At 49.9% G+C, this 12,842-nt stretch carries 15 protein-coding genes; 6 read left to right on the forward strand and 9 right to left on the reverse strand.

The window, feature by feature from the left end; genetic code table 11:
• Genes AB9P05_RS13160 through AB9P05_RS13175 form a run of 4 tightly spaced genes read left to right on the forward strand, consistent with a single transcriptional unit; the run spans position 1 to position 1,996 of the window.
• A complete protein-coding gene (locus AB9P05_RS13160; RefSeq protein ID WP_371909286.1) occupies positions 1-696 on the forward strand; it encodes an oxidoreductase in 696 nt (231 codons plus the stop codon).
• Between the two features lie 12 nt (positions 697-708).
• Positions 709-1,203 (forward strand): hypothetical protein, encoded by a 495-nt coding sequence (locus AB9P05_RS13165; protein ID WP_371909287.1) that lies wholly within the window; start codon positions 709-711, stop codon positions 1,201-1,203.
• The gene (dtd, locus tag AB9P05_RS13170; RefSeq protein ID WP_371909288.1) at positions 1,200-1,652 is read left to right on the forward strand and encodes a D-aminoacyl-tRNA deacylase; all 453 of its coding nucleotides are present in this window, start codon (positions 1,200-1,202) and stop codon (positions 1,650-1,652) included. Before AB9P05_RS13165 ends, dtd begins: the two co-directional genes overlap by 4 nt.
• Positions 1,653-1,660: 8 nt before the next feature.
• Complete coding sequence (locus tag AB9P05_RS13175) at positions 1,661-1,996, forward strand: nucleotide pyrophosphohydrolase (protein WP_371911354.1); 336 nt, start codon at positions 1,661-1,663, stop codon at positions 1,994-1,996.
• A 287-nt stretch (positions 1,997-2,283) separates the two neighbouring features.
• Here the strand turns inward: AB9P05_RS13175 and AB9P05_RS13180 are convergent, their stop codons facing one another.
• The 7 genes from AB9P05_RS13180 to AB9P05_RS13210 form a co-directional block, all read right to left on the reverse strand.
• The gene (locus AB9P05_RS13180) at positions 2,284-3,474 is read right to left on the reverse strand and encodes a nitrate/nitrite transporter (RefSeq protein ID WP_371909289.1); all 1,191 of its coding nucleotides are present in this window, start codon (positions 3,472-3,474) and stop codon (positions 2,284-2,286) included.
• Positions 3,475-3,521: 47 nt separating this feature from the next.
• Complete coding sequence (locus tag AB9P05_RS13185) at positions 3,522-4,424, reverse strand: hypothetical protein (RefSeq protein ID WP_371909290.1); 903 nt, start codon at positions 4,422-4,424, stop codon at positions 3,522-3,524.
• 34 nt (positions 4,425-4,458) lie between these two features.
• Positions 4,459-5,364 (reverse strand): DUF6585 family protein, encoded by a 906-nt coding sequence (locus AB9P05_RS13190; RefSeq protein WP_371909291.1) that lies wholly within the window; start codon positions 5,362-5,364, stop codon positions 4,459-4,461.
• A 99-nt stretch (positions 5,365-5,463) separates the two neighbouring features.
• Complete coding sequence (locus AB9P05_RS13195) at positions 5,464-5,916, reverse strand: RES family NAD+ phosphorylase (RefSeq protein WP_371909292.1); 453 nt, start codon at positions 5,914-5,916, stop codon at positions 5,464-5,466.
• Positions 5,917-5,919: 3 nt separating this feature from the next.
• On the reverse strand, positions 5,920-6,351 hold the full coding sequence (locus AB9P05_RS13200) for an antitoxin Xre/MbcA/ParS toxin-binding domain-containing protein (RefSeq protein ID WP_371909293.1): 432 nt from the start codon (positions 6,349-6,351) through the stop codon (positions 5,920-5,922).
• Between the two features lie 78 nt (positions 6,352-6,429).
• A complete protein-coding gene (locus tag AB9P05_RS13205) occupies positions 6,430-7,371 on the reverse strand; it encodes a 3-oxoacyl-ACP synthase III family protein (RefSeq protein WP_371909294.1) in 942 nt (313 codons plus the stop codon).
• A 62-nt stretch (positions 7,372-7,433) separates the two neighbouring features.
• On the reverse strand, positions 7,434-8,681 hold the full coding sequence (locus tag AB9P05_RS13210) for a 3-phosphoshikimate 1-carboxyvinyltransferase (protein ID WP_371909295.1): 1,248 nt from the start codon (positions 8,679-8,681) through the stop codon (positions 7,434-7,436).
• A 172-nt stretch (positions 8,682-8,853) separates the two neighbouring features.
• Between AB9P05_RS13210 and AB9P05_RS13215 the strand changes: the two genes are divergently transcribed.
• On the forward strand, positions 8,854-9,105 hold the full coding sequence (locus AB9P05_RS13215) for a YtxH domain-containing protein (RefSeq protein ID WP_371909296.1): 252 nt from the start codon (positions 8,854-8,856) through the stop codon (positions 9,103-9,105).
• A 54-nt stretch (positions 9,106-9,159) separates the two neighbouring features.
• Here the strand turns inward: AB9P05_RS13215 and aroB are convergent, their stop codons facing one another.
• Entirely contained in the window at positions 9,160-10,197 is a 1,038-nt protein-coding gene (gene aroB, locus AB9P05_RS13220) for a 3-dehydroquinate synthase (protein WP_371909297.1), read from the reverse strand.
• Positions 10,198-10,212: 15 nt separating this feature from the next.
• A complete protein-coding gene (locus AB9P05_RS13225; protein WP_371909298.1) occupies positions 10,213-11,352 on the reverse strand; it encodes a chorismate mutase in 1,140 nt (379 codons plus the stop codon).
• A 176-nt stretch (positions 11,353-11,528) separates the two neighbouring features.
• Here AB9P05_RS13225 and AB9P05_RS13230 point away from each other — a divergent pair, with 176 nt between their 5' ends.
• A complete protein-coding gene (locus tag AB9P05_RS13230; protein WP_371909299.1) occupies positions 11,529-12,686 on the forward strand; it encodes a proline dehydrogenase family protein in 1,158 nt (385 codons plus the stop codon).
• Positions 12,687-12,842 lie beyond the last annotated feature (156 nt).

Genomic DNA, 12,842 nt, shown 5'->3' on the forward strand with positions numbered 1-12,842 from the left:
ATGACAAATGGCAAAACTGCACTCATTGCCGGTAGCACCGGCTTAATTGGCGGCCATCTGCTGCTACAGCTACTGGATGATCCTGCGTACAGCCAGGTCATATCCCTTACCCGGAGGCCTACCAGTGAGGCCCATCCGAAGTTGAAGGAGGTAATCGTGGATTTCGATAATCTGGAGCAGGCTGGCGATGACCTGAAAGCGGATCATGTATTCTGCTGCCTGGGCACCACGCGCAAAAAAGCAGGCTCTAAAGAGGCCTTTCATAAGGTAGACTATCACTATGTGGTAGAACTGGCCAGGCAGTGTATACGATTAGGCGCCAGCCGCTTCCTGGTCGTTTCAGCACTAGGTGCCAACCGCACCAGTTCAGTGTTTTATAACCAGGTTAAGGGAGAGATGGAATATACTATTACTCACCTGGACGACTATAAAGGGGTGTATATTTTCCGGCCCTCACTACTGCTGGGTGACCGTAACGAAAAACGAACCGGCGAGCGTATTGCTCAATGGTTTGCCACCACATTTTCATTTCTGTTTAAAGGTGGCCTCAAAAAATACCAGGCAATAGAAGGGCATAAGGTAGCGACTGCGATGAGGCAGGTGGCTAAAAGTGACCTGCAAGGGGTTTGTATCTTTGAATCTAACGAAATAGAAGAAGAGGTCGGAAACTTACGGACTTCTGGCACGGACTTATAAACCAATTTTTGCATGAAGAACAAAGAGGAGCTTAACAGAGATAAGGTGAATGACTACCTGGCTAAGTTGGAGCCGGGTCAGCAGCCACGCTGGGGCATGATGACCCCACAGCACATGGTGGAGCACCTGGAGGATGTGGTAAATGCCAGCAGCAACAAAATTCCTCTTGAGGTGGTGACACCCGAGGATAAACTGGCACGCTATAAGGAAAAAGGGCTACTCTCGCCGGACAACTGGCCGGTAAATACACGCTCACCCCTGCTGGAGCAGGATAAACTGCGGGAGCTGCGGCATAGTAACCTGGATGAAGCCAGGACCTCCCTATCGAAAGCCATGGAGGAATACGATGATTACTTCGTGAAAAACCCCGGTACGCAGACTAATAACGCGGTGTTCGGGGCACTGAATTACGAAGAGTGGCAGCAGTTTCACTTTAAGCACTTTCGCCACCACTTTCAGCAATTTGGCCTTATGGAGCGTCCTCATGAAGAGGGCATGCGCTCATGATCGCCGTCATACAGCGGGTGACGGAGGCCTCCGTTACCATTGAGGGGATAGAAAAAAGCGCGATCGGCCCCGGCATGCTGGTGCTGCTGGGTATTGAAGAGGCTGACGACAAGGAGGACATTGAGTGGCTCTCCCGCAAGATTGTGAACCTGCGCATATTTAATGATGAAGAGGGGGTGATGAATAAGAGCCTTAAGGATGTAGACGGGGAGATGATTGTGGTGAGCCAGTTTACCCTCCATGCCAGTACCAAAAAGGGTAACCGGCCCAGCTATATCAAAGCGGCTAAGCCGGATGTAGCCATTCCGCTTTATGAACAAATGGTGGCGCGCCTGGAGAAGGACGGGGGCAAGAGGGTACAGACCGGAGAGTTTGGTGCAGACATGAAAGTACGCCTGTTAAATGACGGGCCTGTGACGATCATTATCGACACTAAGGATAAGAAATAATGGAAGAGATAAGCCTGAAAGAGGCGCAGGAAAGGGTGGATGAGTGGATCCGTACTACGGGTGTGCGCTACTTTAATGAGCTCACCAATATGACTATACTTACGGAAGAGGTGGGCGAACTTGCCCGGCTGATGGCGCGTACCTATGGTGAGCAGAGCTTTAAGGAGTCGGACAAAGACCGTGACCTGGGCAATGAGATGGCGGATGTGCTGTGGGTACTGATCTGCCTGGCCAACCAAACGGGGGTAGACCTCACGGAAGCTTTTCAAAAGAACATGGCCAAAAAGACCTCACGGGATAAGGACCGGCATAAGAACAATGAGAAGCTGAGGGGAAATGATTGAGTAACAGAGTTGTTGAATTACAGAATAATTGATTAATAGAGTTATTGATTTACAGGATAATAGAGTTTTGGTTTTCCTGTAAACGTGATATTCTGCACAACATCTTAGCATAGATGTCAGACAGGTGTCTTGTTCCGTCTCACTCAAAGTTTCTAAGTACCTCTAACCCCCGGAGGGGTGACCTGTCTGTAGAAAATCCATTGTAGTATAATTTTAATTTCCAAGCTCCATACAAATGCCCTATCAGCCTTGTGGATAGTACACCTTAGGTTGTGGCCTCTGCCGGGTCAGTTTTTTTCTTTTTTTAACAACCGGGCGGTACCAATAAGGCCAAATAGCGGGCCGGGTACGAGTACGAGAAAGGCGTACTCTACGGGGAGAACTTTAAAAGCTTTGCCAAGTAGCAGAATGGATGGTATAGTGATGGCAAAGCCGATGCTGTTGACAATGGTGAGGGCGGTGCCTTTGGAAGCTTCCGGCGCTGTAGTAGCCACCAGGGTGGAAAACTGTGGTGAGTCCGGGGATACGGTCATTCCCCATATGATAAGGAGGGACCCGAAAAACGGAGGAGGCAATAGGTAAAACAGGGGGGACAGCAGGCAGCAAAGGCCGGAAAGGGATAATGCCATGAATGCCACACGGCCACTGCCAAAGCGGGACGATAGGATGCCCCCGAGCGCACAGGTGACGCCACCTATGGCGATAACGGCAAAGGTGAAAAGCGGTATGTTCCACTCCTGACCGGGATGCATGGCCTCATAGGCGGCTACGGCTACGGGGACAAAAGCCCAGAAAGCATACAGTTCCCACATGTGGCCAAAATATCCAAATGCTGCTGCACGAAAATCTTTTTTGGCAAATACCCTGAAAAAAGCGGTAAAGTCCGGCCTGGCTACGGGCTTGCGAAAGGGGCCGTCCGGTACCAGTAGCCCTACCACGAGGCCGCCTGCCAGTGCCATGGCAGTGGTGGTATAAAAGACGGTACGCCAGGGCACATCCTGCAGGAAGCCGCGCACGAAATGCGGAAAGGCCGTACCCATGACGAGTGCACCCACGAGGAAGCCCAGGGCGAGCCCAAGCCCGCGCTTGTGGTGGTCAGAGGCGATTTTCATGCCTACGGGGTAAATGCCTGCAAGAAAAAAGCCGGTGAGAAAGCGGAGCAAGAGAAGCGGAATGAGGCCTCCGCTGAGAAAAACGACGCCCAAATTAGCGGCAGCCCCCAGTATGGCGGATATGAGAAACACCCGGGAAGGTGAGAAACGATCGGCTATGCCAAGCATAGCAAAAACGAGGGTGCCGGTAATAAAGCCAAACTGTACGGAGGAAGTTACCTGCCCTACTGCCTCAGGCCCAAGTTTTAGATAGGCCTGCAACTCAGGCACTACGGCATTGCCTGCAAACCAGAGGGAGGTGCAGGCAAACTGTGCTAATACGATGAGCGCAACGAGCAGGGGGGAGGCTGATTCTCTTTCTTTCACGATATGCTATTTGGCCGCCCTAATATAAAAGGATTTTACGCGCGAGCTTAGGCCTCTTCTGGTTCGCTGCCGGGTTTCACATTCACAAAATGATCCGGAGCGATAGGGGTGCCGTAGTCATCCAGGCTGCTTATGATAGGCAGTTTCTTAAACTTTCGTTTTACTTCGGCATTTACACGTCCGGGCGGCAGGTAGAGGTGCTCACCTCTGGGGACAAAGTGCAGGCCCAGGGCTTCTATTAAATCCTCATAGCGTACGAAGCCTTCTTCCTCTTTGGTCCAGAAAATTTTTTTTACCTCACGGCGGATCAGGACGAGGTCGGTTTTTGGTAGCAGGTAAGGGATATTAGAAGGCCATACCGTCAGTAGCTCTATGGTTTTGGTGTCATGTTTGTTCACAAACATGATGCGGGGTACGAATACTTCCTCACCCATCTCTTCCTGAAGCTTATTCCTGTTAAAGTTATACTGCCATATATCGTCAGAAGTTTGCTTATCCATGTAGTAAAGCCCATACTCCTCAAATCCAGCCTCCGCTACTTTGCGGTTAGATGTGAGCCAGCTTTCTACTATCCCATTGTCATAGGGGCGGGGGGTGCCGTCCCGCTGCGGGTCTGAGACATAGAGGTTAAGGGCTGAGCAGAGCTTTTCTACCAGGGGAAAGCATTCGAAGGCAAAAAAGTCTGGCCGGAGAAAGTTGAGGCTAATACTCAGGCTTGTGTCTTCAAACCCTTCAAATCCTTCATCTTCCTCCGCTTCCTCATCATTACTATCTTCATCTTCATAATAGGTAAAGCGGCAATAGGCCCCTGTATCTTCATTCAGGTAATCCCAGCTATCTTCTTCCGGCTGGGGCAGGTTCGGGTCTACCACCCCGTCCAGGTAAGCCTTTATCTCCTCTCCCGATACGGGATTGTCCGGTTTTTTAAAAAAGTAAAGGTCGTAGCTCATAGTATATGTTCAGTCTCGCGTACGGTACCTGATGTTAAAAAAAGATGGCTTCATTTCGCACCCTTATGCCTTGTTTTTCCATATCCACAATAAATTGCCTCCACGTTTTGTTTCTTAGGCTGCCGGCACCATAGACTCTGTTTTTGAAATCAGAAGTAATAATCCGTAGTGTATGAGACCTCTGATGGGGAGATTCGATAACGAGCTCTGTAATGTCTGAAAGCCGGAAAGCACGTTGATGAAAAGGCCAGATATGGTTTTTGACGATCAGGAAATCTTTATCAGCTTCGAAATAATAAAGTTGTATAGAAAGTAAAACACACAACAGCAGGACCATCCCTGTCATTATTAATTTGCTTACGATGGGAATATCTAAAAACAGAATAAAAAAAGAGGCTGTAAGACAAGCATACACGAATAACCAATTGAAGGTAAAAAAGTGATTGCCCTTATATGAGGTAAGGCCTGCAGGGTTTACATAACCGGGAAGAGACAGCCGGCTCGGCTTAAAACCTGTCAGGTTCGGCCTGACCTGCTGTTTTTTCTGTTGGTTGATATGGTTTATGGCCTGGCATAATTCCTCATTATTCCGGTAGTAATTCTTTAGTAGGATAACCGGCTCATCATTTTTCAGAACTACAGTGATGGCCTCAAAAGGCATCGTAATCCACAAAAAACTCTCTCCCTGCTTGCCTGAAAGATATGTTTCCTGAATCTCGTTCCATGCAATAAAAGAAGATGATAGAATGCCTGAAAGGTGAATTCCGCTATCGGTCAGCTTGATTTTCCTGAGTGTCTTCAGGTAATAAACGGCTACCAAAAGGCCAAATACCAGCATGCCGATGCCGGGTAGGAACTGCACCATTTCACCGGAGGCGGCTTTTTCATCATTCATACTTTCTTTCCATAGAAGAAGTATGCCGAGTCCTAAGGTGAACAAAAGGATAAGCGCAGGCCCAATAAATACCTAGCCAATCGAAAACTTACTTTTGATGGTAATCATTGAATAGATGGAAATAATGCTTTTTCAATGGCAGGGCTACAGCAACCTGTCATCCCAGAAATACTTTTCGGTCCTGACCAGTTTGACGTGTTCTTCAAAAGCTTCGTGCTTGGTGTTAATGATATAGTTGTGCTCCGAAGGGATGATAGCCGAGGGCACTTTCAGGATCAGCGACTCGCGGGAGGCATACCAGCGGCTGCCGATTTCCTGCAGGCGTGAGTAAGCTTCAAATTTTCGCCAGTTGGCTGGCAGGTCGGTTGTGGGTAATGTTTTGAGGTAGGTATCGGCATCGGGCACCGAGATGATCATGAGCCTGTATGGAATGTCGGGCCTTACGGCATTGCGATGCACGACTAATTCTAATGTTGACAGGGACCTGGAGCCCCCCGTATAGATCACGAATTCGCCTCTTTTGTTCCACCGGTTGGATGCCCCGGAGGCAGAAAGCTGGTGGGAAAATTTTTCGGCTGAAATCCGGAATAACTCCATTCCTTACACGTTGTCGCCGTACTCCATAGCGGTGAGCCTGCCGTCTACGAAGCGGATGCCGGTGACCGTATTCAGGTAAGCCTTCGGCGCCTGGTTATTAAAGTAAAAGTTTTCTTTGTCCAGCCACTCCTGGAATTTCTCAATGGAGCCGAATACGGCTATGCCATGCTGGGTCAGGGAAAGGAGCATTAGTACGTGCTCCCTGGTGCTGATATTTATTTCCTGGTCGGCCTTTTTGTAAGTACGAAAGGTTTTAATATTCACGTTGAGCCAGCCGGAGAGCAATTCATCGTTGAAGCGGGTGGTTCGTTTCAGCGTCTGGACGTACTCGTAGTTCACTGTATTCTTTTGCAGATACAGCAGTACGTCCATATCGTTTATCCTCTTCGGTATTCTCCTGAGAATCTGGCGATGAACAGCTTCTAACTCGGTCATAATTCCTCCCGTCAGGTGTCTTGCAAAAATAGGTAATTTTACCTTTGTATACGAGAAAATTTACCTATTGGTTGCCGTCTATACCTCAAGCAACATGGCGCCATAGGAATAGCCACCACCAAATACTGTGATCACGATGAGATCGCCGGGCTGGTAGCGGTCTTTGTTTTCATCTAATACAATACCACAGCCTGCGCAGCCTGTGTTGCCGCGTATCTGAATGTTGCCCAGCGCCTTTTCTTCGGGTAGTTTCAGGGTTTCCATTACGTTTTTTGTGATACGCAGGTTAGCCTGGTGCGGAATCAGAAAGCGGATGTCTTCCACTGTTTTGCCATTCCTTTTCAGCAGGTCATTGGTGGCTGAAGGCATGTACTGGCAGGCATGAATGAACACATCTTTGCCAAAGGGCATATCAAAGCCGGCGAGAGGACGGAGGGTAATGGCCTGGGTGGCCTTGCCACGGGTAGCGGCACCACCGGTAAGCACGTCGGTGATCCTGATGGCGCGGTCGTGATGTTTTTCTTTTGTGATAAAGAGGGCGGCTGCCCCGTCTCCCCAGAGCGGGCCGGATTTAGGGTCCTCGTCATTGCTGTAGGCAGTATTGTGGTCGCTCACCACTACCACGGCATGGGTGGCTTTGTTCATGGCAAAGTACCCTTCCACTATTTCTACTGCGTTTACCAGGGAGCTGCAGGCAGAGGATACCGAAAATGAAGGCACGTCGTGTATATCCAGGCGGTGCTGTATGGCGTGGGCCAGGGTCACAATGGTGTCATGAGGGGTGTAGGTAGCTCCTACAATAAGGTCGATCTTGTCAGGTGAAAAGCTTATAAGGTCCAGGCCTGTCTCCACAGCCTTTACCCCCATTGTGTTCGTGTTTTCGCCCTCACCGGCTTTGCGTCTTTCTCTTATACCGGTCCGTTCTACGATCCAGTCATTCGTAAGGCCTGCCACCTGCTCGAAGTATGCGTTGGGCACTACTTCCTGGGGCACGTAACTGGCCATAGCGTCTATATACATGATAGCGGTTTTGGTTTATGTTACCGGGCGAAATCTACAGGTATTTTTTGAGAATCCCCGGTCTATTGGTTGAACGTCAGAGAGATGCCTGCAGATTCAAAATCCTTCCAAAAATCAGGATATGATTTGGCCGTCACGGCCGGATCTTCTATTTCCAGGGGCATGAGTACCGACAGGGGGGCAAAGGCCATGGCCATGCGGTGATCATCATAGGTGTTTATGAAAAGAGGTTTTTCCGGTAGGCGTACCTCACCTGGCTGCAGCACGCAGGTGGTATCGCTTATGGCGTAGAGGCGGCTCTCGCCGGTCTTTTCTATTTCCTGCTGCAGGGCTTTGATCCGGTCTGTCTCTTTAATGCGCAGGCTTTCCACCCCATTCATGGTGCATTTAATGCCCAGTGCCGTACAGGTTACGGCTACTGTCTGTGCCAGGTCGGGGCAGCCGGTAAAGTCTATTTCCAGCGCCTGCTTAGGATCTGGCTCAGGGCCGGGGGTAAGAACGACTCCCTCATTGGTAAAAGAAGAGTGTACCCCAAGTTTTTCCATGATATTGGCTATCTCCCGGTCGCCCTGCATAGACACATCACGGAGTCCTTTGAGCAGGAGGCGGCCATTACGCGCTATGGCCATCAGGCTATACCAGTAGCTGGCGCCTGACCAGTCAGACTCTATTTCGTATGAGCCACCGCTGTATCCAGTAGGTAAGACGCGCACTACATCATTAGACTCCCACATGGCGGTGGCACCGAAGCGGTTCATCAGGGCCAGCGTCATATCTATATAGGGCCGGCTGCCTATCTTGTCCGTAAGCTTAAGCGTAAGGCCTACGGGTAGCACGGGGCCGGCCATGAGCAAGGCGGAGATAAACTGGCTGCTTACATCGCCACGGATGCTGACTTCATGTACCAGGCTGTCACGGTCAAATCCATTGGTACGAAGGGGCGGATAACCCTTCTGTCCCTCATAACTGATATCTGCCCCGAGGTGCCGCAGGGCATCTGCCAGCAAGCCAATGGGTCTTTCCTTCATCCGGTCTGTGCCGGTGAGCAATTTCTTTTTCCCCATCACCGCACAGAAGGCGGTAAGAAAGCGCATGGTGGTACCTGCATCCAGCACATCGTATACGTCAGGGTCCTCGTCCAGCAGGCGCAGCATGGTGCGGGTGTCCCGGGCCGGGCTCAGATTGCTCAGGCTTATAGTGCTGTGGCTGTAGGCTTTAATGACCAATGCGCGATTGCTTTCGCTCTTGGATGAAGGCAGGGAGATGGATGTATCGGTAAGCGCAGGGCTCTTTTTCAATAAGACAGACATGAGGTCAGTTCAGTTCTCAGGTTTAGAAAGTTGATCTAAATATCGTAAATTACTGTTATCACAACAGCCGGGAGGAGGGAAGTTCACCCTTCATTCAGGATTTTTTAAACATTTGCCCGACGGGCACGTTATAATTAAGCATTGATTGCATCATTTAACCACTTTTCAGCACATGGATAATACCGAAAAAACTTTGATAGCATTTTTAGCAGGTGCAGCTGCAGGCGCATTAACCGGTCTGTTACTGGCCCCTGATTCGGGAGAAAAAACCCGTAAAAAGCTAGGTAAAAATATAGACACGTGGAAAGATGAACTCGAGACCACGTGGGATAAAACTGCATTGAAAATCAGTGATCTGACTGATTCTGTCCTTGAAGATCTGGACGGATACAGCAAGAAGGTAGCTGATAATATTAAGAACTAATTCAGCCAGCTTCAAAACCTGCAAAAGACCACTTCGGATCTTTTGCAGGTTTTTTTATTTCCCTTCATTGTAATAGATCAGGGATTTTCTCACTTCCTCTGCACTGATCTGTACATCGTAGCGTGCTTTTCCTATTCCATTAAGCAGCGCTGCAAGCACATTTCCCCCTTCATTCTTTTTATCCTGCACAGTAAGTGCCGTAATGGCATCGAAGTGTTCGGTGCCTATGGGTGCGTGGCCATATACGGATAGCATGGTATCACGAATCATGTCGCATTCTTCAGGCTGCAGGCCGCACCGGCTGGCCGATAGGTAGGCTTCTGCCACCATACCAATGGCAATGGCCTCACCGTGTAGCAGATGGTTTTCGGTATCCAGAAAATAGCTTTCCACAGCATGGCCCACTGTATGGCCGAAGTTCAGGATCTTGCGCAGGCCCTTTTCGGTGGGGTCATTCTCCACCACCTCCTTTTTTATCTTTACCGAAGCGGCTACCACTTCTGTCCAGTCCGCACTGGCCAGACTCAGGTTTCGAGACCTTTCCCAGTAGGCTGCATCTGCTATAAGGCCATGTTTGAGCACTTCGGCAAAGCCCGATCTCAGTTCGCGTTCGGGTAGCGTCTGTAGAAGGACCGGATAGATAAGTACCCGGTCGGGAATACGAAATATGCCGATGTGGTTTTTCAGTGCCCCGAAGTCTATCCCCAGCTTGCCCCCTACACTTGCATCTACCTGGGCCAGCAGGGTAGTGGGCACATTGATGAAGTTGATGCCGCGCTTATAGGTAGCCGCACAGAAGCCGCCCATGTCACCGATCACGCCACCGCCCAGGTTCAGCATCAGGCCGCGACGGTCCATTTTTGCGTCGGTCATTGCCTGCCATATTTTCTGGCAGGTGTCCAGCGTTTTATTTTTTTCTCCGCTGGTGATCCGGATCAGGGTGTGTTCTGGCAGGTAGCGCTTTACCCAAGGGTAGCAGTGGGCTTCCGTATTTTCATCTACGAGTACAGCCAAAGAGGTAAAGTCCATGGTGGCAATATGTGCGGACAGGCTGTCCAGGTCCTTTTCTATCTGTACGTTTTGGATGGTCATCTCAGGGGTTCTTTTTCAGTCAGTATTTTCGCCGGACGTCTCGTCGTCCGTCATCAGGTTGGTCTGGCGGCGGATGGATTCCTGGTGCATCATCCGGTAAAATTCCGCCACAAAGTCTTTGTTCAGGTGCAGCGCCTCGGCCCACTCCTGGCGGCTGTGGAATATTTCCTTCCAGCGCTCTATCTGCAATACGGCTACGTTATTGGTTTTTTTATACTCACCTATACGCTGTACCAGGCTCATACGCCGCGCCATGGCCTCCAGTATTTCCTGGTCGGCGTGGTCTATCTGTTCTCTCAGTTCTTCCAGGAGACTGGTAAAGCCTGCATCTTCCGCGGCTGGCTTTCGCACCTTCAGTCCCTGAAGTATTTCCTGCAGCGCGTCGGGTGTTACCTGTTGCTTGGCATCGCTCCAGGCGTGATCAGGGTCGCGGTGCGTTTCGATCATAAGGCCGTCATAGTTCAGGTCCAGTGCCACCTGCGATATATCGGCTATCATGCTGCGGTCACCGCCTATGTGGCTTGGATCGGCCATGAGGGGTAGCTCGGGCCACAGCCGTTTCAGTTCTATGGGGATCTTCCACATGGGTACGTTGCGGAAGCGTGTCTTCTGGAAGGAGCTAAAGCCGCGGTGTATTGCCCCCAGCTTGGTTGCGCCACAGCGTATGAGGCGCTCCAGGGCGCCTATCCACAGGGTGAGGTCGGGATTGATGGGGTTTTTGACTAGCACCGGCTTGTCCACGCCTCTGAGGGCTTCGGCTATGGCTTGTACGGTAAATGGGTTCACGGTAGAGCGTGCGCCTATCCATAGAATGTCCACGCCATGCTTGAGTGCCAGCTCCACGTGCTCCGGGGTGGCTACTTCGGTGGCGGTGCGTATGTCCAGGTCTTTTTTGAGATCCGAAAGCCACACCAGGGCCTCTTCACCAATCCCTTCAAAGCTATCCGGACGGGTGCGGGGCTTCCACACACCGGCGCGAATGGTGCGTATGCCTTTATGATAAACGGCCGTGGCAGTTTCCCTCAGTTGCTCTTCAGTTTCTGCGCTGCAGGGGCCGGCTACTACCCACGGATTAGCTTCCCACGGGGCGTTTTTATCCGACGTTTTCGGCCACCAATCAGCAATTTTCGGCATGCTGCTAGAATTTTCTGTCATGGCAAAGTTTTTTTTCTCCGTGAACAAGTTGCCGTCAGCGTGTTTCTATTATATTGCAAACGTTTGATATTGGTTATATGGAAAGTTATCCCATTGTTTCGTTTGAAGACACTTCTGTAGCATTTTCCTACAAATCCGATAAGGAATTGAGGAAGGCGTATCTTATATATTCTATCATGAACAACGCATCGGTAGTAAAGGTAGGCCAAAAAATGCTAAAGTTGGCTTTCAAAGTGGGGCTTCCGGTAAGGGGCATCGTGAGAAGCACCCTTTTTGACTTGTTTTGTGGTGGAGAAACCATTGCAGATAGTGAAGCCACCATTAAGCAACTTGCCAAATATGAGATCGGCACCATACTCGACTACTCAGTCGAAGGTGAGAAATCTCAAAAGGGCTTTGATAAGACTAAAGACGAGATTATAAAAACAATCGTGCGCTCCGAAGGAGACGCACGCATACCTTACTGTGTATTTAAAGTGAGCGGCCTGGCCGACTCTGCCCTGCTTACACGCTATCAGAAGAATAAGCAGCTTAGCGAAAAGGATAAAGCCGCTATGGACAGGGTATGGCAGCGCGTGGATGAGATCTGCCGTACGGCCCATGAGAAAAAGGTCCGCTTATTTATAGATGGTGAGGAAAGCTGGTTTCAGCATACGATAGACGAGATCACCTATGAGATGATGAGGCGCTACAACCGTGAGCGCTGCATCGTATATAATACTTTCCAGATGTACCGGCACGATATGCTGGGCCTGCTTAAAGAGGCTCATACCGATGCCAAAAGTGAGGGCTATTACCTTGGTGTAAAGCTGGTGCGTGGTGCCTATATGGAAAAGGAGCGTGACCGCGCTGAGGAGGAAGGGTATACTGACCCTATTCAGCCTACTAAGGCAGATACTGATCAGGATTTTGACGCAGCCCTGGCTTATTGCCTTGAGCACAATGATACGGTAAGGCTGTGTTCCGGCTCTCATAATGACAGCAGCAATTACCTGCTTATGAAGCTGATGAATGACTATGGCATGCGGCCGGATGATGACCGTGTGTGGTTTGCCCAGCTTTATGGCATGAGCGACAATATTAGCTTCAACCTGGCAAAGGGTGGCTATAATGTGGCCAAGTATGTGCCCTACGGCCCTGTGAAAGCGGTGATGCCCTACCTGATGAGGCGTGCGGACGAAAATACCAGTATTGCGGGTCAGTCCAGCCGCGAGTTTATGCTTATCAGGAAAGAAATAAAGAGGAGAAAAGGCGATGAACAGGGTAAGCTGGTGACTATGGGCGTAGAGGTAGAAGAGCAGCCTGCTGTTTCCGATCCTCTTAGGACGGCATAAGACCCGATAGACCAATATCAATACAAAAGGGATGACTTCATCATAGAGGCATCCCTTTTTTCTTTTTAGAAAGTACGTTCTTTTAATATATAGTAAAGGGCTCTGGGCCCTTTACCAGTCAGGTTAAGTCTTTAAACTATCCCCGTATTTAATTAT

It is taken from the genome of Roseivirga sp. BDSF3-8 (genome assembly GCF_041449215.1).
GTDB lineage: Bacteria > Bacteroidota > Bacteroidia > Cytophagales > Cyclobacteriaceae > JBGNFV01.

What these genes read in the sequence shown, in the direction of transcription:
- AB9P05_RS13205 (WP_371909294.1), bottom strand. Translation starts at nt 7,371, where the DNA reads ATGTATATAGACGCTATGGCCAGTTACGTGCCCCAGGAAGTAGTGCCC.
- AB9P05_RS13200 (WP_371909293.1), bottom strand. Translation starts at nt 6,351, where the DNA reads ATGACCGAGTTAGAAGCTGTTCATCGCCAGATTCTCAGGAGAATACCG.
- AB9P05_RS13165 (WP_371909287.1), top strand. Translation starts at nt 709, where the DNA reads ATGAAGAACAAAGAGGAGCTTAACAGAGATAAGGTGAATGACTACCTG.
- aroB (WP_371909297.1), bottom strand. Translation starts at nt 10,197, where the DNA reads ATGACCATCCAAAACGTACAGATAGAAAAGGACCTGGACAGCCTGTCC.
- AB9P05_RS13225 (WP_371909298.1), bottom strand. Translation starts at nt 11,352, where the DNA reads ATGACAGAAAATTCTAGCAGCATGCCGAAAATTGCTGATTGGTGGCCG.
- dtd (WP_371909288.1), top strand. Translation starts at nt 1,200, where the DNA reads ATGATCGCCGTCATACAGCGGGTGACGGAGGCCTCCGTTACCATTGAG.
- AB9P05_RS13160 (WP_371909286.1), top strand. Translation starts at nt 1, where the DNA reads ATGACAAATGGCAAAACTGCACTCATTGCCGGTAGCACCGGCTTAATT.
- AB9P05_RS13230 (WP_371909299.1), top strand. Translation starts at nt 11,529, where the DNA reads ATGAACAACGCATCGGTAGTAAAGGTAGGCCAAAAAATGCTAAAGTTG.
- AB9P05_RS13185 (WP_371909290.1), bottom strand. Translation starts at nt 4,424, where the DNA reads ATGAGCTACGACCTTTACTTTTTTAAAAAACCGGACAATCCCGTATCG.
- AB9P05_RS13215 (WP_371909296.1), top strand. Translation starts at nt 8,854, where the DNA reads ATGGATAATACCGAAAAAACTTTGATAGCATTTTTAGCAGGTGCAGCT.
- AB9P05_RS13210 (WP_371909295.1), bottom strand. Translation starts at nt 8,681, where the DNA reads ATGTCTGTCTTATTGAAAAAGAGCCCTGCGCTTACCGATACATCCATC.
- AB9P05_RS13195 (WP_371909292.1), bottom strand. Translation starts at nt 5,916, where the DNA reads ATGGAGTTATTCCGGATTTCAGCCGAAAAATTTTCCCACCAGCTTTCT.